General features: G+C 53.5%; 16 protein-coding genes. 10 read left to right on the forward strand and 6 right to left on the reverse strand.

The genetic code is table 11. The annotated features are described in order from the left end of the window. From D8U70_RS10415 to acs, 4 genes are all read right to left on the reverse strand, one after another. Entirely contained in the window at positions 1–699 is a 699-nt protein-coding gene (locus tag D8U70_RS10415; protein WP_024014019.1) for an ABC transporter permease, read from the reverse strand. Continuing rightward, entirely contained in the window at positions 696–1,385 is a 690-nt protein-coding gene (locus D8U70_RS10420) for an ABC transporter permease (RefSeq protein WP_016773583.1), read from the reverse strand. Before D8U70_RS10420 ends, D8U70_RS10415 begins: the two co-directional genes overlap by 4 nt. 91 nt (positions 1,386–1,476) lie before the next feature. Then, a complete protein-coding gene (locus D8U70_RS10425) occupies positions 1,477–2,250 on the reverse strand; it encodes an ABC transporter substrate-binding protein (protein ID WP_024014020.1) in 774 nt (257 codons plus the stop codon). 694 nt (positions 2,251–2,944) lie between these two features. Then, positions 2,945–4,900, reverse strand: a complete 1,956-nt coding sequence (acs, locus tag D8U70_RS10435) for an acetate--CoA ligase (RefSeq protein ID WP_016773581.1) — start codon at positions 4,898–4,900, stop codon at positions 2,945–2,947. Between the two features lie 423 nt (positions 4,901–5,323). Between acs and D8U70_RS10440 the strand changes: the two genes are divergently transcribed. Both D8U70_RS10440 and D8U70_RS10445 read left to right on the forward strand, forming a co-directional pair. Further along, positions 5,324–5,584, forward strand: coding sequence for a DUF2790 domain-containing protein (locus D8U70_RS10440; RefSeq protein WP_024014021.1), 261 nt, complete (start codon positions 5,324–5,326; stop codon positions 5,582–5,584). 550 nt (positions 5,585–6,134) lie between these two features. Next, positions 6,135–7,385, forward strand: coding sequence for a ribonucleotide-diphosphate reductase subunit beta (locus tag D8U70_RS10445; protein ID WP_016773579.1), 1,251 nt, complete (start codon positions 6,135–6,137; stop codon positions 7,383–7,385). 113 nt (positions 7,386–7,498) lie between these two features. Here D8U70_RS10445 and D8U70_RS10450 read toward each other — a convergent pair whose 3' ends face one another. Beyond that, a complete protein-coding gene (locus tag D8U70_RS10450) occupies positions 7,499–9,115 on the reverse strand; it encodes a DNA cytosine methyltransferase (RefSeq protein WP_130928842.1) in 1,617 nt (538 codons plus the stop codon). A gap of 13 nt (positions 9,116–9,128) precedes the next feature. On the opposite strand from D8U70_RS10450, the gene D8U70_RS10455 reads away from it, so the two are divergent. From D8U70_RS10455 to D8U70_RS10490, 8 genes are all read left to right on the forward strand, one after another. After that, positions 9,129–9,584 carry a very short patch repair endonuclease gene (locus D8U70_RS10455; protein WP_130928843.1) on the forward strand — a complete coding sequence of 152 codons (456 nt, stop codon included), beginning with the start codon at positions 9,129–9,131 and terminating at the stop codon, positions 9,582–9,584. 211 nt (positions 9,585–9,795) lie between these two features. Next, positions 9,796–12,435 carry a Z1 domain-containing protein gene (locus tag D8U70_RS10460; protein WP_130928844.1) on the forward strand — a complete coding sequence of 880 codons (2,640 nt, stop codon included), beginning with the start codon at positions 9,796–9,798 and terminating at the stop codon, positions 12,433–12,435. Then, positions 12,428–13,426 (forward strand): PD-(D/E)XK motif protein, encoded by a 999-nt coding sequence (locus tag D8U70_RS10465; protein ID WP_206663047.1) that lies wholly within the window; start codon positions 12,428–12,430, stop codon positions 13,424–13,426. Before D8U70_RS10460 ends, D8U70_RS10465 begins: the two co-directional genes overlap by 8 nt. Next, positions 13,423–15,276 (forward strand): hypothetical protein, encoded by a 1,854-nt coding sequence (locus D8U70_RS10470; RefSeq protein WP_130928846.1) that lies wholly within the window; start codon positions 13,423–13,425, stop codon positions 15,274–15,276. The genes D8U70_RS10465 and D8U70_RS10470 overlap by 4 nt, the downstream gene beginning before the upstream one ends. After that, positions 15,273–16,178, forward strand: coding sequence for a hypothetical protein (locus D8U70_RS10475; protein WP_130928847.1), 906 nt, complete (start codon positions 15,273–15,275; stop codon positions 16,176–16,178). The genes D8U70_RS10470 and D8U70_RS10475 overlap by 4 nt, the downstream gene beginning before the upstream one ends. Next, positions 16,178–16,969: a DUF6339 family protein gene (locus D8U70_RS10480; RefSeq protein ID WP_130928848.1), complete on the forward strand. Its 792-nt coding sequence runs from the start codon at positions 16,178–16,180 to the stop codon at positions 16,967–16,969. Before D8U70_RS10475 ends, D8U70_RS10480 begins: the two co-directional genes overlap by 1 nt. A gap of 538 nt (positions 16,970–17,507) precedes the next feature. Continuing rightward, on the forward strand, positions 17,508–18,017 hold the full coding sequence (locus tag D8U70_RS10485) for a Bro-N domain-containing protein (RefSeq protein WP_130928849.1): 510 nt from the start codon (positions 17,508–17,510) through the stop codon (positions 18,015–18,017). 270 nt (positions 18,018–18,287) lie between these two features. Beyond that, positions 18,288–19,274 carry a hypothetical protein gene (locus D8U70_RS10490; protein ID WP_130928850.1) on the forward strand — a complete coding sequence of 329 codons (987 nt, stop codon included), beginning with the start codon at positions 18,288–18,290 and terminating at the stop codon, positions 19,272–19,274. A 3-nt stretch (positions 19,275–19,277) separates the two neighbouring features. Here D8U70_RS10490 and D8U70_RS10495 read toward each other — a convergent pair whose 3' ends face one another. Continuing rightward, positions 19,278–20,468 carry a hypothetical protein gene (locus D8U70_RS10495; protein ID WP_130928851.1) on the reverse strand — a complete coding sequence of 397 codons (1,191 nt, stop codon included), beginning with the start codon at positions 20,466–20,468 and terminating at the stop codon, positions 19,278–19,280. Between the last annotated feature and the right edge of the window lie 39 nt (positions 20,469–20,507).

Genomic DNA, 20,507 nt, shown 5'->3' on the forward strand with positions numbered 1-20,507 from the left:
TCAGTGCTTCCGTGGCGCGAGGTAGCTCAACCAGCGACGCTCGGCCAGCTTGAACAGCTTGACCAGAATGAAGGTCAGGCACAGGTAGAACACGCCAGCGGTGATGTACGCCTCGAACGGCAGGTAGAACTGCGCATTGACGGTACGTGCCGCGCCAGTGATGTCGATCAGGGTCACGATCGACGCCAGACTGGTGGTCTGCAGCATCATGATCACTTCGTTGCTGTACTGCGGCAGCGCGCGGCGCAGGGCCGACGGCAGCAGAATGCGCTTGTACAGTTTGAAGCGCGACATGCCCATGGCCTTGGCCGCTTCGATCTCACCGTTCGGCGTGGCCTTCAGGCTGCCGGCGATGATTTCTGCGGTGTAGGCGCTGGTGTTCACGGCAAAAGCCAGGCAGGCGCAGAACGTTGCGCTGGACAGCCACGGCCACAGGAAGCTTTCGCGTACTGCTTCGAACTGGGCCAGACCGTAGTAGATCAGGAACAGCTGCACCAGCATCGGCGTGCCGCGAATCACGTAGGTGTACAGCCACGCGGCGCCGTTGACGAACGGGTTTTTCGAGACGCGCATCAGCCCCAGCGGCAACGCCGCGAGCAAACCGAAGAACAGCGACAGCGCGAGCAGTTTGAGGGTGGTCAGCAGGCCGCTGAAGTACAGCGGCAGTGCCTCCCAGATGACGTTGTAGTCGAAGATCATAGATCAGCCGCCCTTACGCCTACCGAGTAGCGCTTCTCAAGGTGACGCAATGCCAGCAACGAAACACTGGTGATCACCAGGTACATCGCCGCCACTGCGAGGAAGAAGGTGAAAGGCTCGCGCGTGGCATCCGCCGCCTGCTTGGCCTTGAACATCATGTCTTGCAGACCGACCACGGAAATCAGCGCGGTGGCCTTGGTCAGTACCAGCCAGTTGTTGGTGAAGCCGGGAATCGCCAGACGAATCATCTGCGGCACCATCACCCGGAAGAACACCTGAAAACTGCTCATGCCGTACGCCATGCCTGCTTCGGCCTGGCCCTTGGGGATCGCCATGAACGCGCCACGGAAGGTTTCCGAGAGGTACGCACCGAAGATGAAACCGAGGGTGCCGATACCGGCGGCCAGCGGGTTCAGGTCGATGTAGTCGTCATAGCCGAGCATTGGCGCGACGCGGTTGAGCAAGTCCTGACCGCCGTAGAAGATCAGCAGGATCAGCACCAGATCGGGAATGCCGCGGATCACCGTCGAATACAGGTCGCCCAGCCACGCCAGCCAGCGCACCGGCGACAGGCGCAACGCGACACCGATCAGCCCGAGAACGATGGCCAGAGCCATGGACGACAAGGCGAGCTGAAGCGTCAGCCATGCGCCATCGAGGATGACAGCCCCGTAGCCTTTCAACATGATTCAGGTCCTCGAAAGTTGGGATGAAAAAATGGCGCAAACCGCAGAGATTCTGTTGCTTGCGCCATTTCGGACTTGTCGCAGAGACGTCTTACTTGCCGTAGATGTCGAAGGCGAAGTACTTGTCCTGGATTGCTTTGTATTTGCCGTTTTCGCGGATGGCCGCGATGGCAGTGTTGATCTTGTCTTTCAGGGCGTCGCCCTTGCGCACTGCGATACCTACGCCGTCGCCGAAGTATTTGACGTCGGTGAAGGCCGGGCCAACGAATGCGAAGCCTTTGCCGGCGTCGGTTTTCAGGAAACCATCGTCCAGCAGGGTGGCGTCAGCCACGGTACCGTCGAGGCGACCGGCAGCCACGTCGAGGTAGATTTCGTTCTGCGAGCCGTACGGCTTGATCTCGGCGCCCAATGGAGCCAGAACTTCGCGGGCGAAACGCTCGTGGATCGAGCCACGCTGTACGCCGATGTTCTTGCCTTTCAGCTCAGCCAGACCTTCGCTGACCTGAGTACCGGCCTTCATGACCAGACGCGCCGGGGTGTTGTAGTACTTGTTGGTGAAGTCGACCGACTTCTTGCGATCTTCGGTGATCGACATCGACGACAGGATCGCGTCGATCTTGCGCACTTTGAGAGCCGGGATCAGACCGTCGAACTCTTGCTCGACCCACACGCACTTGACCTTCATCTCTTCGCACAGCGCGTTGCCGATGTCGTAGTCGAAACCGACGATGCTGCCGTCCGGTGCTTTCGAAGCGAATGGAGGGTAAGCCGCTTCGATGCCGATCTTCACAGGTTTTTCGTCAGCGACGGCATTCAGCGACAGCACGGACAGTGCCAGGGCGCCAAGCAGCACAAGTTTCTTCATCTTGGGACTCCATCGGTAAAGGGCAAAAACGGCAGAGTGAGCGACAGCCCAATATGCGAATGGGTGAATCGGAAATCGGTTGCGCATCGGCGGAAATTTCCCGTTGAAACCGCAGGCGATTTCAACGTCAGCCACGATGAGCGAGTGATCGGCATTCTAACGACAGGCCCGAAGCCGATATTTCTTCAATGCGACAACTAATTACAGATGCACCGAGAAAGCGGTTTGAGCTCATTGACAGCCCTGCAATTTCATGCAAGAGCGAAAGACAGTGAACCGATACATATTGCAAGTTGCGGGCCCATTATTCGCAAACCCTTCTAATCCGGCAAGCGCAGCGTTATGTCTTATTTTTCCGCGGGGCTTTGGAGGCTCTAAAACGGCGCACCGCGTTTCCCTTCGCCCCGGTTTGGCGCGGGCGGTTACACATTGGGTTGTGGCGGGTAACAGCGGGAAAGGTCTGACGGTGCAGATCGATAATTATTGGTTGGGGTGTTGCGGCTTCCTACAGGTGAATACTGCGGTGTCTGACAGATCGCCTTCGCGAGCAGGCTCGCTCCCACATTTGAAATGCGCCCGTTTCCTTGTGGGAGCGAGCCTGCTCGCGAAGAGGCCAGCCCGATCGACACAAATCCACCAGACACAAAAAAGCCCCATCCGGCATCACCGGACAGGGCTCCTATGCTTCTAACGCTTAAGCAACATTCATGGTCTTGTGCGTATCAATCAAATGCTGCACCACACCCGGATCCGCCAGGGTCGAGATATCGCCCAAGCCATCGTATTCCGCCGTGGCAATCTTGCGCAGGATGCGGCGCATGATCTTGCCCGAACGGGTCTTCGGCAGCCCCGGTGCCCACTGGATCACATCCGGCGAAGCAATCGGGCCGATCTCCTTGCGCACCCAGTTCTTCAGCTCCAGGCGCAACTGCTCGGTCGGCTCCTCGCCGTTCTTCAAGGTCACATAGACATAGATGCCCTGCCCCTTGATGTCATGCGGCACACCCACCACCGCAGCTTCGGCCACCTTCGGATGCGCGACCATCGCGCTTTCGATCTCGGCGGTGCCCATGCGGTGGCCGGAGACGTTGAGCACGTCGTCCACGCGCCCGGTGATCCAGTAGTAACCGTCGGCATCGCGACGCGCGCCGTCACCGGTGAAGTACATGCCACGGAAGGTCTTGAAGTAGGTATCGACGAAACGATCGTGATCGCCGTACAGCGTACGCGCCTGGCCTGGCCACGAATCGAGAATCACCAGATTGCCCTCGGCCTCGCCCTCGATGATGTTGCCGAGGTTGTCGACCAGCGCCGGCACCACCCCGAAGAACGGACGCGCCGCCGAACCCGGCTTCAGCGCGTGAGCACCCGGCAGCGGGCTCATCATGTTGCCGCCAGTCTCGGTCTGCCACCAGGTATCGACGATCGGGCAACGCGACTTGCCGACATTCTTGTAGTACCAGTCCCAGGCTTCCGGGTTGATCGGCTCACCGACCGAGCCGAGCAGGCGCAGGCTGCTGCCATCGGCGCCTTCCACGGCAGCCTGACCCGAGGCCATCATCGCGCGGATCGCGGTCGGCGCGGTGTAGAGGATGTTGACCTTGTGCTTGTCGATGATCTTCGCCACCCGGGTGATATCCGGGTAGTTCGGCACACCTTCGAACAGCACGGTGGTCGCGCCGTTGGCCAGCGGGCCGTAGACGATGTAACTGTGGCCGGTAACCCAGCCGACGTCGGCGGTGCACCAGTAGATTTCGCCCGGACGGTAGTCGAACACCCGCTCGTGGGTCATCGCCGCATACAGCAGATAACCGCCGGTGGTGTGCTGCACGCCCTTCGGCTTGCCGGTCGAGCCGGAGGTATAAAGGATGAACAACGCTTCTTCGGCGCCCATCTCTTTCGGTGCGCAAACGGTGCCCGCGACCTTCATCAGGTCTTCGTACCAGATGTCGCGATGCTGGTTCCACTTGATGTCGCCACCGGTGCGCTTGCACACGATGACCTTCTGGATGCTGCTGGTTTCCGGGTTGGTCAGGGCGTCGTCAACGTTGGCCTTGAGGGAAATCTTCTTGCCGGCACGGATGCCTTCGTCAGCGGTGATCACCACTTTCGAGCGGCAATCGATGATGCGACCGGCCAGGGCTTCCGGCGAGAAACCGCCGAACACCACCGAGTGAATCGCGCCGATCCGGGTGCAGGCCAGCATGGCGACCACGGCTTCGGGAATCATCGGCATGTAAATGGTCACCACGTCGCCACGGTGCACGTCCTGACCACGCAGGGCGTTGGCCAGTTTGCACACTTGCTCGTGCAGTTCGCGGTAGGTGATGTTGCGGCTTTCGGAAGGATCGTCGCCTTCCCAGATGATCGCGACTTGATCGCCGCGCTCGGCCAGATGACGGTCGAGGCAGTTGTAGGAAACGTTCAGGGTGCCGTCGGCAAACCACTTGATGTCGACATGGTGATCGTCGAACGACGTCTGCTTCACCGTGGTGAAAGGCTTGATCCAGTCCAGACGCTTGGCTTGCTCGCGCCAGAAGCCGTCAGGGTTGACGACCGACTGCTGGTACATGGCTTTGTAGGTCGCCTCGTCAGTCAGCGTGTTTGCCAGAACCTCGGGACGAACGGGATACAGAGAAGCCGCACTCATCTTTCCTACCTCGGTGTAATAGTTGTTTTTGTATGACCCCGTTGTAGCCGGGTGGGCCCCATAGAACCATTCGACGATGGTAGTAACAAGCCCCTACAAAATGTCCGCATTCCATGTGGGAGCTGGCTTGCCAGCGATGCAGTCAACGCGATCCGTCAGGCAAACCCCATCCGGCCAGACACCAAGACCTCAATCGATTGTTACCAAATCTATCAAAAGTGTTTATCAAAACCGCCCCTGTTTACCGACACCCCGCCGCCCTAAAATTCACCTCGCCAACAAGGCAACCGCGATTAACAACGTTACAGCCCCCACGAAGGCCGTTAATCCAGCTCTCCAAGTAACGCATCAACTACTCAAGCTCCACACGCAACCCTAAAAAGGTTGCGTGACCCCACTCGACCTCAAAAAGGTGAATTAGAAATGAAAGCTTTATTGGTTCTGGCCCTCAGCAGTCTGTGCGCAACCGCCATGGCAGACGAGGTCCCGACTGATGTCGCACAGCAACAACCGGTCATCGAGGAATACACTTACTCCACGCATCTGGACATCGCCAAAGTTGTATCGATGAGCGACGTTCCGAATGTCTGCGAAGTAGTACCGGCAAAAATGGAATACGACGACTCCAAAGGCCAACGCCACATCCTGCGCTACAGCATCATGGGCAACGGCTGCACGAACTGAATCAGACTGCACCGAATCGGATCGCTCAGCGCTACATTGAGGGTCGATTCCAGCCCGGCTTCGGTCGGGCTCAGTTGTGTCTGGAGCCGTGAAAAACGCTTGCAAAACACTAGATATAGTGAAAAACCCGCTTTTCTGGCTATTTTTTAAACAAAAAACCACCTGCCAAAAAATTAACGAAAAAAAATCTGCTCGGGTCGATTCCGCGCAAAGCCCTGTAATCCCTCGGTCGGACCGAAATCCACCCCCTCCTCGGCCTCGCCATGAGCCGATTCGCCGCACCACGTCGGTAAAAATTTCCCTATAATGCCGCCCTATACGGGTCAGCAATATTCCCTTACAGGGAGCAAAAGCCATTCTGAAGCCCCGCAACAGTGCCCGACGCTGATTGCGCCCATCAGAGGCTCTCGGAACCCGTCAAAATTTCTGTTTATTTGCCTGCGTGCAGCGCTGCAAAAAACGACATCCAACGCGGCTTGTTTGGCCGTGTGAAAAACCAACCCTTCAGGTTTCACACGGGCACAAGCCCTCACGCAGGAGACGACACGTCATGCTGAGCTGGGACGAATTCGATAAAGAAGACAGTGAAGTCGCAACCGTGAAAGGCGCCAACGCCGGCCACGCAAGCGAAGCCAACATGGACCGCCTCGACAACGCCGGCGGCGCCGCAGCGCTGGAAGCCCGCGCCGTCACCGCCGACGACTCAGCCGCCGTGGCCCGCGCCAAGGCTGCACTGAACTCCCTCGACGTCGCCGAAGGCCTCGCCGAACTCGAAGGCGCCTCCGCCCGTGTCGCCGTTGACGAAAAACGCATGATCAACTGCCGCGCCGACCTCAACCAACTCGTACCTTTCAAGTACGACTGGGCCTGGCAGAAGTATCTGGACGGTTGCGCAAACCACTGGATGCCGCAAGAAGTCAACATGACCGCCGACATCGCCCTCTGGAAAAACCCGGAAGGCCTGACCGACGACGAGCGCCGCATCGTCATGCGCAACCTCGGCTTCTTCTCCACCGCCGACTCCCTGGTTGCCAACAACCTAGTCCTGGCCGTGTACCGCCTGATCACCAACCCGGAATGCCGCCAGTACATCCTGCGCCAGGCTTTCGAAGAAGCGATCCACACCCACGCCTACCAGTACTGCATCGAATCGCTGGCCATGGATGAAGGCGAAATCTTCAACATGTACCACGAGATCCCATCGGTCGCGAAAAAAGCCGCCTGGGGCCTGAAGTACACCCGTTCGATCTCCGATCCGAAGTTCGAAACCGGCACCCCGGAAACCGACAAAGAGTTGCTGCGCAACCTGATCGCCTACTACTGCGTTCTGGAAGGCATCTTCTTCTACTGCGGCTTCACCCAGATCCTCTCCATGGGCCGCCGCAACAAAATGACCGGCGTCGCCGAGCAGTTCCAATACATCCTGCGCGACGAATCCATGCACCTGAACTTCGGCATCGACGTGATCAACCAGATCAAAATCGAAAACCCACACCTGTGGGATGCTGAAATGAAGGAAGAAGCGACCCAGATGATCCTGCAGGGTACGCAGCTGGAGATCGAATACGCCCGCGACACCATGCCTCGCGGCGTACTGGGCATGAACGCGGCGATGATGGAGGATTATCTGAAGTTCATCGCTAACCGTCGTTTGTCGCAGATTGGTTTGAAAGAGGAATATCCAGGGACGACTAACCCGTTCCCTTGGATGAGCGAGATTATGGACTTGAAGAAAGAGAAGAATTTCTTTGAGACGCGCGTGATCGAATACCAAACTGGTGGTGCTCTGAGCTGGGACTAATAGTCTCGCTTGGCATGATTTGACGATTGCTGCCTGAGTCGACAAGTCGAGAAAGCAAAAAGCCCCGATTTTGTCGGGGCTTTTTTATGCATGAACAATTACTTTTTAATGGGTCATTGGTATTTTTTACACACAATCCCATATACCACAGAGGCTATCTTACTAGCCAGTAATGGTGGCACAGCATTCCCAACCTGATGAAACTGATGAGTTCGATTTCCCTGAAAGAAATAATTATCAGGGAATGTTTGAAGTCGAGCGGCTTCTCTCACCGTCAGACTACGGCACTGTTTTGGATCATAGTGAATAAAGTAGTGGCCATCCTTGGAAATATGACTGGTAATTGTGGTCGCTGGAAGCTGTTCAAGCTGAACCCTAAAGCGATCACTGAACTTACCGCTTTCCCAGTTTTTATGAGCAGGTGCAAGACCCGAAAGAGTGAATTGTTGATGCCCTTTTGGAGACGTTTTGTAAGCACGAGCATACACACTGGCGAACATGTAGCGACGCAGATCAGAAGGCATATGCCCTCTTGCATCATGATTTAGCCAATAATCCAGTTTTTCATCGCGATACCACCGATCCAAGCTCTCATCCTTCGTTTTTCCATCCCCCTTGCGGCGGCGAACACGAAGAGCCCCGACCTCTAGAGATGCAGAAAGAAGAGCCTCGCGCGCAATCTTCATTTCGGAGCTAAGCTTTGGCTCCAACCTACTATCGACCTCAGATATGAGACCATCGAGATGGTTAGCTACTTCTTTATACCAAGCCTCGCCATTATCTACCTGCTTGGTCAGGCGACTTCGCAACTGAGGCAGGTTATCGAGAACTTGTTTTGTACTTACACGATCAATGGCCTTCGGAATACTCTCATATTCTTCAATACATCCTTGGTCATCCAAGGCGATACCCAAAAGTATTACTCGATGCCTTGCCTGAGGAATTCCATATTCCTCCGATTTAATAATAAACCCTCTAGGATCTACCTTGCTCACGTCCTCACCTGGACCAAAGGACTGCCCCGTCACAAGAGAGCAAATACGATATTTTATGCCCGGACTTGAATCTCCCAAAGCCTTATTAGGATCAGTCAGATCCTGCAGAATTTGAGCGAAAATGCTCTCGCCGGCGATCTTGGAAGATAGAATTCCTTTAACGTTTTCCATCACGAAAACAGCTGGTTTTCTTTCCTTGATGATTCGCAAATATTCTTTATACAAAAAATGGCGATGGTCATTTTCAGCACTGTAATCAGCCTTACCCTGGTTGCGCGACCGCCCAACAATTGAATAGGCTTGGCACGGTGGCCCACCTATCAAAACCCAAGGCCGATCTTCGAGTCGTCTGTCTAGAATACTATCAAGCTCTGCATCACCTTCTTCGGAACCCAAAGTGATGCATCTAGCCTCCTCTTCAGCCTCTAGCCACTGAGACTCACTCAAATCGCTATACGGCTTCTGACTTTTGCCATTACAAAAGTTGTAATAGTCGCTCAGCCGGTCAGGATTTTTTTGCTTGAGCAGTCTATAAAAGGCTCTCAACTTGAGCGTTTCGCGAGCAATAGGGTTCATTTCGGCCGAGACTAGAATCTCAAACCGGGCGCCACCTCCCGACGAGGCAAACCCCTCGCCGAGACCTCCAGGGCCAGCGAAGAGATCAACAATTTGAATTGGCTTCGAAAGCTCAGTATCACATTCGACGGCGGTGTCTCGACCTAACGGCAAATTCATCTGGTGCTCATTCATGGACATAGTCAGTAAAGAAGTCAGGTCTCGGATGATGGCCGGCATTCGCGGCAGTAATACATCTCCCGAATTGAAGGTACGGAAGCTGCTGCATCGGCATGGCTTCAGGTATCGACTGCACCCTCGAGAGCTTCCTGGTCGGCCAGACGTGGTGCTTCCACGTTACAAGCTCTGCATTTTCATTCAAGGCTGCTTCTGGCACAGACATCAAGGTTGTAGATATGCCACAACTCCTCGGACGCGCGAAGATTTCTGGCGATTGAAATTCGACCAAAATGTGAAACGAGACGCCAGAACCAGAGCCGAACTGCTCGAGCAGGATTGGCGTGTTTTCGAGCTTTGGGAGTGTGGCATCCGCGGGCCCGAAGCAGAAATGAATTGGCTTCTGAAAGCCGTGCCGGATTGTAATCAAAAATACCTCTCTTGGCCTAACTTTACTGTGTCAGAAAACTAGGACCCAGTGACCGGTCGCCGAGCCCACTATTTGGCCACTGGCCTGACTATCAGCCTCTAGCTACTGGCTATTCAAAATATGATGGGACATTGAGCAAGAAAATGGCAAAGTAATGCCACACATTGCACGTGGTCTGGACGCAGAATGGAAACACCAAGCTCAGCGAGCCAGAGACGAAATTTTCTAGGGATAGCAAGTAAGGATTGCTTCGATGACAAATCCACAGGTTGAAACCTTCGCTCGTCAGATTCGCGAGAAGCTTCCCACACATGATTCCCCCCAGCAGGCAGCTGAGGCTCTGAAAAGGGATCTCACCAGTATTGGTTTTTCCTTTACATCTGAGATGGACCAAAATCTTGTCATCGCACTTGAGCAAGTAATCGCGTCGTTGGAGGACGTAGAGATTTTACGTCGCAGCTCTCTCATCAAGAAAAGGGATCCTTGGTATAAGGGGCCTGGCTCAAGGGATGTTCATTGGCCAGCGCTGAAGGGCTACCTCACAAACAGCAAGGGGTGGGATGAAAACACGATTGCATCTATCGATGAGAGCTCCTCAGAAGTAGTATCGCTACTTGCAAATCCGAATAACGAAGGTTTTCGCCATCGTGGTTTGGTTGTAGGCTACGTCCAGTCTGGCAAGACAGCAAACATGACCGCCGTTATCGCCAAAGCGGTAGACGCAGGATATAACTTGATCGTGTTACTGGGGGGGGTGACAAACAAGTTACGTGCTCAGACCCAGCGACGCATAGAGAATGACATCGTCAATCGCCACCGCCATTTTTGGCAGTTGTACACCACCGAGCAGAATGACGGGGATTACACGTACCCCGCGAACGGCTCGTTTACGATGCCGGTTCCCGGGCGAGCTCAACTAGTTGTGATGAAAAAAATTACTTCACGACTAGAGACGTTCCGCAAGACGATTATTGACGACAAGGGCAAACCAAAGACCCCCTTGGCAATTCTTAGACAGCTCAAGGTACTTCTGATTGACGACGAGTGCGATCAAGCGTCGGTCAACTCGTCTAACAATGATTACGATATGACGCGGATCAATGCCGAAATCCGCAAAATCATAAGAGCGCTTCCCGCTGTATCTTACGTAGGTTATACGGCTACACCATTCGCTAACGTTTTTATTGATCCGTACCCACTGAATCCAAACGACCTAGACGACCTCTATCCGGAGGACTTCATTACCACGCTGCCTCGTACCGATGGTTATTTTGGCGCGAGGGAAGTATTCGGATACGCCCCCGCCAACCCAGATGGTCCTGAGTCTCCCGAAGAAGCTGGCAGAAACATGATTCGCCACGTGCCGGATGAAGAACTCAACTTGCTGCAACCGGCCCGCACCATTGAGAAGGACTCTTTCTACCCGCAGATGACAGAGGAACTGCAAAAGGCAGTGCTCTGGTTCCTTCTCAGCTGTGCTATTCGAAGGGCGCGCGGACAACAAGATCAGCACATGACTATGCTGGTACACACATCTCCTTACATCATCCAACATGAAAGGATGGCGAAGCTCATCGAGAACTGGATCAAAGAAAACCTTGATGAATTGACCAGCGATTCTGGTGAGCTCCAAAACACGCTAGAACACGTATTTAATGAGGAGACGACACAAGTCCCGCTGGAATATTACGGAATCAACTCCTTGGCCGATCTGCGCCCTCACCTTAAGAAAACCTTAGACGTATTAGAATACGCTATTGAGAACGGTGAAAGCTTTGAAAGACTGGATTACACTCAAGAGCCCAAGACTTACATAGTGGTAGGGGGGACAGTGCTGGCTCGAGGGCTGACACTTGAAGGCCTATCTGTATCATTCTTCCTACGCACATCCATGCAGTACGACACTCTACTTCAGATGGGCCGCTGGTTCGGATATAGAAAGGGATACGAGGATTTGCCACGTCTCTGGACAACTGCTGAACTCGCTTCCAACTTCCGTGCACTAGCGCGCATTGAAGAAGAGATTCGCGACGACATCAGCAATTACCGCAAACATGGCGTCACTCCCAAGGAATTCGCCGTTCGGGTTCGTGCTATCCCAGGAATGGCAATTACTGCGGCATCCAAGATGCGGCACGCCTATCGCAGCAACATTAGCTTCGAGGGTCGACATGTGCAGACTATTCGCTTTGATCACCAGAGCATTACCAAAGTAGCTAGCAATTGGGAAGCTGCGGTTCAATTCGTTGATGAAGTTGCCACTAAATATTCTTTCCAAACTCAGGCCGGAGCTAAGCGTCACCTTGCAAGAAATGTAAAACTCCAAGAAGTACGTAAGTTCTTGGTGGCTTATGACATATGTGAGCACCATATGGATCTCAAAAAGGATCTTCTTCTTGGCTACATTGACCAAGCTGCAGATAGCCTACAAGAGTGGAACGTTGGCATCATCACCCCGACCGGAGACCAAACGGCTGAAAATCCTCTTGGCATGCTTGGCTATGTGAATGCTGCTTGTCGCTCGCAGTTGAAGGATAACGAAAGGGGATATGCTGACATCAAAGCATTAATGTCCAAAAGCGACATTCTTATTGATGCCATGGACATTGAGACAGTTAAAAGTAAAGGCACTTGGGCAGATATCAAAAATGGACGCCCGCAAGTCCCACTCATCTTACTGTACGTGATCGACGGTAATTCAAAGGCACAGTCGACATCTCGTAAGGACTTGGATGCCGTTGGAGATCTGATCGGTCTTGGTATAGTTTTTCCTGGAGCACCGGATCAAGCGGGCGACTATTTTTCAGTGGAGTTGGACGCCCCTGTACCTGAGCAAATTGCGTCGGAAGAAGAATTGCTCGCGGAAGCTCTCGATGGTGCGGTTGATGACTAAAAGAGCGATCGAACGCTGGAAACGACTCACGGCGACCGGCTCTGGCGACGGGATAATTGAAGTTCCCAGTATCGATTCGGGTATCGCGACGGGCTTCGGCACGGCGCGATACGCGATCGGAGCACAGGGACAGCCTCGACTTCTGGTGCCAATCGGTGGACATGCCCCCACCAGTGAACTCATCTCAACGTCAAAGCTCCTAGTAACAACCTCGAGCTACAAGGTATCCAACAAGGGTACGTTGTTTATCGACATCATGTGCTTGGACCGAGGTCTAGATTTGGTGTTTGCTGAACTGGCAGAAGACATTCTTCGCCGGATCAAGGAGGGATTCTCCCCGGTCAAGGCAGTAATTGCGTCTATCGATGATTTCCGGGAACTGCTGAGAGAAAGGGCTCATGAAGAAATCCTCGGAAGTAAAATTCAGGGGTTGGTAGGCGAGCTTGAAGTGATGCGGCGTCTAGTCACTCTCAATCAGACAGCAGCAGAAACATGGACGGGACCTTTTGAACTCCGTCATGATTTTCGCCAAGGCATGCATGCTCTCGAGGTGAAGACCTCTGGGCGATCCGATTCAACACGAGTGTTCATTCATGGTATTGACCAACTGGACCCGCCAGTAGGAGGAACACTTCACCTTGCACATGTTCGTCTGGAGCAAGTCGAAAACGGTCAACTTTCGATAGGATCGGTCTTTGACAGTCTGCTGAAATCCGGCGCTGACAGAAAAACGCTCGAAAAGGGATTAGAAGCCCTAGGATGCTTGAATCCTCATGCAAAAGAGTGGAATCGTCTCTCCTTTTGCCTAGAAGGTATTAAGATCTACAGTGTTTCCGAAGGCTTTCCAAGAATTACTGGCTCCAGTTTCGCTGGCGAACTCTTGCCGGCAGGCGTCTTGGCCTTGGAGTACCAAATCGACCTGAGCCATGCGAAGGACTTCGAACTTCCCACGGACGATTACAAAATTGCATTTAAAAGGATTGCTGGATGACCCGACTAGAGCTTTTTAGCGAGCCCTTTTCGAAGACAGGAAACATCGCAGCAGACGGCTTCAGACGGCTGCTGGGCTGCCCTGCTCAGGATCTGTTGCAGACAGTGCTTCGTGAAGCTATTCAGAACAGCATCGACGCTGCCTTGCCAGGATTGGGCCCGGCGTTGACGATTAGACTCCGTACACTGACATCTGAACAGTGCGTGACATTAAGGGACGTTGTACTAGCAGACCTCCCCCCAGGTGATCACACCCGGACTGAGATAGAAGCTTCAATTGGGACGGTCGGCCTCAAAGTGCTGGAAATCTGTGACTTCCATTCAACCGGACTCAGCGGGCCAACGTCGGGAGATGTCGCTTCAGATGGACGAGAAGCGCTCAACTTCGTGAACTTTCTACGTAACGTTGGAGTTGCTCGTGATACATATCACGGCGGGGGTACCTACGGTTACGGCAAAACATCTCTGTATGCAATGAGTGCGTGCTCGACGATTTTCGTAGATAGCCAAACATCTTGCGAAGGTAAACCCGTACGGAGATTCATGGGTTGCCACTTGGGTTCGGCGTACGATTCCGATACAGCCGATAATAAGCGCAGAAGATTTACGGGGAGGCACTGGTGGGGCATCAGCGATGGCGACGGTGGCATCGATCCATTGATTGGCCCCCACGCTGCCGAACTGGCAGCGTCTCTGGGGATGCCTGAACGAAAGCTAAACGATACGGGTACCTCAATCCTTATCCTTGACCCTTATATTGAAGAGGGAGAGGGCGGCAGGTCGATCAACCATTACATACAAGAAACGATTCTATGGAACTTCTGGCCAAGGCTCACGCTGTCAACTCCGGAAGATAAAAAGCTCACCATTCGGATAGAAATCGAGGAGCGCGAAGTACCGTTGCCAGTGCCGGACTACTTCCCTCCGTTTGATCTGTTCGCGTCAGCCATGAAAGCTTATAGAGATAATGCTGCTGATGTGCAGATTGTTAGAAGTGAGCGCCCTAAAAAGGATTTGGGCAGGCTGATCATCAAAAAGGGGCTTTGCGCGGATCGCTTGGGCTTGGCGCTGGATGACAACTCCGGGATACCTGAACAAGCCTGCCACATCGCCTTGATGCGACCAGTAGAACTGGTTGTGAAATATATCGAGGGTACTCCCTTTGCTGATTCACGCTTTGAGTGGGCGGGAGTTTTTATATGTTCGGATGAGGATGAAGTGGAATCTGCATTTGCAATGTCCGAGCCACCGGCTCATGACGATTGGATTCCTGACAATCTTCCTGATCGTAATGCGAAAACATTTGTCCGGGTAGCTCTCAAGCGGATCGAACAAACCGCCAGCAATTTCGCAGTTCCAGTTATTTCAGTCGCAAGCGGTACCAAGGACCGTGGTCCTTCGCTTGCTGGAACTGCGAGCCGTCTGGGACGCTTACTTGATTCAGTTTCGGGAAAAGGTCCGGGCAGACCTAGGCCTAGCCCCCGCCCACCGCATGTAAAGCAGGAACTCGCAATTTCACCTGCGCGGTTTATACGTCTCGAAATCGACAATCAGAATCGACGTTGCGCCGTTTTTGAAGCAGACCTGCAGAACGATGGGGCAAATCCCATGCTTGAAGTATCTGCTAAGTCTCATCTGGTTGCAGACGGTGCTGTAGCTGATGGCGAAGATTTACCAACTGGATTTGAAACCCAAGTGATTGGGATGTCGTTTAATGTCATCGAGGATTTCACTCTTGGGCCAATCATAAAGGTAGGTACTGAGAGCGGCACCATCAGCATCACGGTTCTGAGCCCGCCAGAAGCAGCCGTAGGTGTCCGACTTCGCTTTGTGGATGACGGTAGAGAATGAGCCGAATAGCCCTCCCGTTCCTCACCCTTCCCGATGAGCTGGTCAACTTCAGCGGATGGATGATCGGGCCTCCGGGCGAGCCTTTATCCCCGGCATCCGATATCTTGGAAAACTGGGACTATGAACAAGACATTCAAGTCAATGTTCATGTCGATCTAGATTTCAATGAAGCAGCGAATTTATTGGGAATAGATGCTGCCGACCTAAACTTGGCGGTAGTGCTTTCAGCAGGCACTGGTACCGGTAGCTTACCTAGGCGAGTAGATCGCTTGGCGACCGCGATAATAGATATCGAGAGACAAGCGGCTACGCTCGAGGCAATTATTCCGGGATGCACCCTCTCAGGGCAGCTTCAGCTCAGTCTCAGGATCGTTCTTGATGCCCCAGTTGACTCCGGTAGCCCATTATCTCCGAAGCTGCGCGGCGCACGCCTCTGGCAGTATCATAAAAATATTCTTATTGAAGACGGTGGCGACTCTAGGTTCCCTATTGAGCTTGCCAGCTTTTCCGAGAGTTTTAAGGCTAGGCCAGAGCAATACGCTCCCTGGCTTGTAGACTGGAGCCCGACAACCTTGGACGCAGACTTCAGTGGCAACGTGAGGCTGTATGTCAACTCTGATATCGAATGCGTGTGCACTAGATTCGTCGAAGGTGACGCGCTTACGCTCCAAGCAATGGTGGCTGATGTGATGACACAACTTATTGAAACCGCCCTAGACGCTGAGAATGAAGCCGAACTTCATCGGTATGAGGAAGGTTCGATAGGTTATCAAGCGAGAGCATGGATGGAAATGTCATTTCCTGGACAAAATCTTGAGAAAATCCGACAGATGCGTAACTTCGCACCTGGGAAATTTAAGGCCTTAATACTCGCAACAGCAGACTTCAGAGAAGGTATTTGATGCGTGTAGCACTTTTGCCCCGTTTGAAAGCTCACGGTGTCGCCACAATTCTTGAAAAACTTAAGAGTGAGACCCCGTCCCCCAAAGACAGTATTGATCAGCTGAAAGAATATTCGGCTTTGAAAACTAGCGCCCCTAGTGGTGGGACAAGAGCTGATACAGTCGCTATTGAAATAGCAGCCGAGCTTAGGAGAATTGCTCAGAGAGCGGGCTTCCCCACTTCCAATAACCAAGCGGCTCGAGCACAGTTCGACCAAGACGCAGCTCTTTATCTTGGCCAGTTAAAGGAATTACAAACAGGTGAAGCATTGCGTGATGACGTATGGGCGTTCATTACGACGGTTTTGGCCCCAGATATAGTCGTATGGCGTTTCACGGATAAAAACCGCGATCGAACTGCACGGTTTGCAGGAGGTGTCCGCAACTCGTTTCAACGACTTTGGGTGCGAGGTACGATTCTAGACAGAGGCGAGAGTCATGCGCATCGCTGGGAGTTAATAAAGCAACTAACAGAGGATGCAATGGTTCAGATTTTCGAGCGTGCATCAATAGGCGGAAATCCTCCTTTAGCCATCGCGATCGCTGAGGGCTGGCTAAGCACTGCAGGTAAGATCGGTCGAAGCCCAATGGAAGGTGTAATGCGTTCTGCAACTAAAATTCTTCGAGTAAAGAATCAGATTATTGATCTTGGATATCTGACTCCCGAAGAGCTAAAGGAATTAGTCTTAAATACGTTCGAAACTGCGACACACACGTTTATTAAAACTGTGGAACCTAAACATGGAGCTTGAAATTTTCGGTATTCGCGCTAAGTGAAACGCAACGAATTCGCTGATTGATGCTTTCTTCAAAGCGGCCTGCTACTACTCCCTTTTAGCTACAGGCCTTGGTTGGTCGAAACTGATCGAATTCCCCGAAAAGCATCTGATTAAGATGCTTCAGGCCTACATAATTCAAACAAAATATGTTGAACGATTTTGAAGGGTTGACCATGCCTTGTTGAGCCACTAGGCTCTCAATTCGGCGCCTAAGAAACGCCCCTAACCAGAGCGGTTCTCCGCACCCGACAGTCATGCGGTTTTTTTTCGTCTGCGGTTTCTCTACGCCTGCGAAAAATCCCGTTATGTCGGGAGTGGGCGAATACAAGACCCGAGAGGGGAATATGTCCGGCCCGTCTCTGGTGGGTTTCTTAGCTCCCGACACCCTAACGAATGCCCTAAGAAAGCAGCCAGAGGTAAATGGAAATGCCTGGATATCAAACCTTCATGATGAGGGTGAATCGCTGTACCCGTAGAACGACCTCGCCGCTTCCGACACCGGAGGCCCGCAATGTCTGAGCCACTATTACCGACTCGATTTACTCGCAACAAAACCCACCTGCACGCCCTTCTGGTCGAGAACCAGGCATGGTTCTGCGTCCATCAGCTGGGCCGGTTGATGGGCAAACATCTTGATGAACGTCAGTTGCGCATACTCGACGCTGATCAGCGGCAGACGATGTGCCTGAAGACCTATGGCGAAGCTGAGGACCACATGATGGTCAGTGAGTCGGGTGTGTATGCACTGCTGATCTATCACTACTGTCCTGAGTATCGGCACCTTCGTGAGTGGCTGACGCATCAGGTTGTGCCTGCTCTGCGTGATGCTCGTCCGGCTCGCTCAGTTGAGCGCCCGACGTTGAGTGTTTTGAGTTGGCCGCAAATGTCGCTCAGTACGTTGCACTGGCAGGACGAGCCGTGGATTCGGTTGCGGGATATGCCTTGTTTGTTGGCAGATAATTCGTCCAATCGCCATGAGTCTTGGTGGCGTAAGGCTTCGCGATTGTTGCGCGGAGGCTGATGATTTCAGAGTCCGCTGTTTGATTTTCAAGCAGCGGATTTTTTGTGGCCAAAAGTCCTTGGGGCAGCTTCGCTGCCCAACGGGGATAAATCCCCTCACCACAATTCAATGTGTTGCTGCCAGGTGGGTGTCTGGATTCTAAATTGAGTTGATGCCACCAATCTCCAGAACGGCTCCCACAAATCCCGCATCATCCTGAAAACAATCAGTGCAACCCGCGCCGCCTCCCGCTATTAATACCCCTCCCCACTCAAGGATCCGAGCCCCACCATGAAATTCGATCTCGCCTACTGCCTCAGCCTCGACGACAAGTTGTCGATCTATGACGTTCGCGATCTCAATTTCGATGAAACGGTGGCGTTTGACTCTGCGAAGGAACACTTCCAGTGCCCCAACGATGCCTGTCGTGCGGCGTTCGAGGCTTCCAACGAGTTGGGTACGTTCAACGCGAAGAATGTAAATTACGTGCGCACGCCGCACTTCAAGAATCTGCCCACTACGCAGCATGTGGCGGGTTGTCCGTATGTGAGTTTGAAGGCGTCGGCGTCTGGCGTTGAGACGGCGGATGGCGAGGTGGATGACGGGCGTGAGGAACACTTCCCATCAGAGTTGTTGCTGACCCGGCGTGAGTATGTGCGCAAGCCTGCCGCGCCAGCGGGGGCGGCGGATGTGTTGCGCGATGACTCGGTGCGGGCGGCGGCGGACAGTGGTAAAGAGTCGGTGGGTCGTGAGTCGGCGCCGGATAAGACCAGTGTGTTTGCGCATCCGGTGGAGTGTTTTGTTTCCAACTTCGCCGACAAGGATTTACTCAAGCGGATGCCGTTGAAGGTCGGCGAGCATACGGCGCCGTACAGTTCGTTCTTCAAGAAGATCGAATATCTGACGGACAACAAGGGGCTGATCTACTGGGGGCGGATCAAGAAGATCGAGGACTTCCACAGCGCCAGTTTTCGTATCGATTTCGAGGACAAGGTCTGGTTCAAGAAGCCCGAAGACAGCAAGAAGAAGCCGTATCCGGTCAGCGTTTATCTGAACAAAAAGCTCCTCGACAACTACCGCAAGCGCAAGGCGTTTCTGGAAGAGATCAAGCACGCTGTGGATAGCGACAAGGCGTTGTTCTGTTTCTTCTATGGCGTAACGCCGGAGTTGAAGCAGGTGCCCGGCAAGAAGAACCCCGAGAAGCCTTTCGAGGTCTTCAATGCCAATATCGAGAACCTGGATCACTTCATTATTCGTGAAGCGCCGGGGTTGGAGTGATGGCTAGCCTTGGGGCAGTTGCAGTTTTACGGCGCCAGGGTGTTGTTTGACTAGGGAGTACGGCAGGATCGACCAGTCAGGTCTATCGCAAGAGCGTTGCACGCGAGCGAAGTACGCGCCGAGGTACAAGCCCTTCTCGGTGAAGTACCAAGGTGAAGTCCCCCAGATGCTTTCGTCCTGGAAGTTGCAGTCGTCATCTCCCGTCGGTGTCTTCATTTCTGTGGGGTACAGGGCCGTGAATTGTTTGATCACCCACGGCACCAACTCTTTGCTTACGTACTGATAGCGCGCGTTACTTTCGTCCTTGCTCAGAGGTTCGTCGCCCAAGCTGTCGCGTTCGGCATGTAAAAGTGGTTTGCCCTCACCGACCCACAGCACATCTTCGAGGGACAGCGGGTGGCCGGTTTTGACGTCAACGTTGAGCGGTGAATCGCCGAAGTCTGGATGCGCGCCGCCGCAGTAATAGCTGGTCGAGATGTTCAGGCTGACCACGGCTGGCGAGATCATTTTCGGTTGCACCTGTTGCATAAATTCGACGTTTTCGCCGCCCTGCAGCTGGCAGCCGTGGTAACTGATGACTTCATTCCAGAGGCGTCCAAGCAACTGCTGGTTAACCCGTTGCTGATCATCTTTCGACAATCCGGACTCCACGCTGAACAGGGAAATCTTTGTCTCAGGCTCTGTCCACCATTGCAGGTCGTAGCCCATGAAGTTTTCTTTCTTCGCCGATTTCAGTTTGAGTCCCTGCAGGCGCAAATACTCGTAAGGCTCGCTGTAGGGCAAAGCGGCAATAAACGGCAAAGTTGATGAGGTGGGGGCGGTAAGTCTGGCCTCGATGAGTTTCACTGGCAGCTTCTTGCCCTGCGGACTTTTCCATTCGCCCTGCCAGCCGCTGCCGGTTTCTTCAAGTTCCAACGTTGACAGCGGCTTGTCGTCACCATAGCGATTATTGCCCTCGGTCAAGGTCAGCGTGCTGTTCTGCAACGCGCCACTGAGCGGCAAATCACGATGGTATTTTTCGTAGAAGTACCGACCGGTTACTTCGTCCTGCTGCGTGATATTGAGCTCTACGACGATCGGCATTTTGCCCAACGTGCCGGTGAACACGCGTCGGCCATCATCGGCGTGGACACTTGGAATCAGCGAGAACAGCACAGCAGCGCATGGCGCCAGGCGCATCAGTCCCTTGAGCATTGATCGTTCCTTGAAAGAATCAGAGGTCGCGCCGGCATT

The organism is Pseudomonas sp. Sample_20 (assembly GCF_004307585.1).
Taxonomy (GTDB): domain Bacteria; phylum Pseudomonadota; class Gammaproteobacteria; order Pseudomonadales; family Pseudomonadaceae; genus Aquipseudomonas; species Aquipseudomonas atacamensis.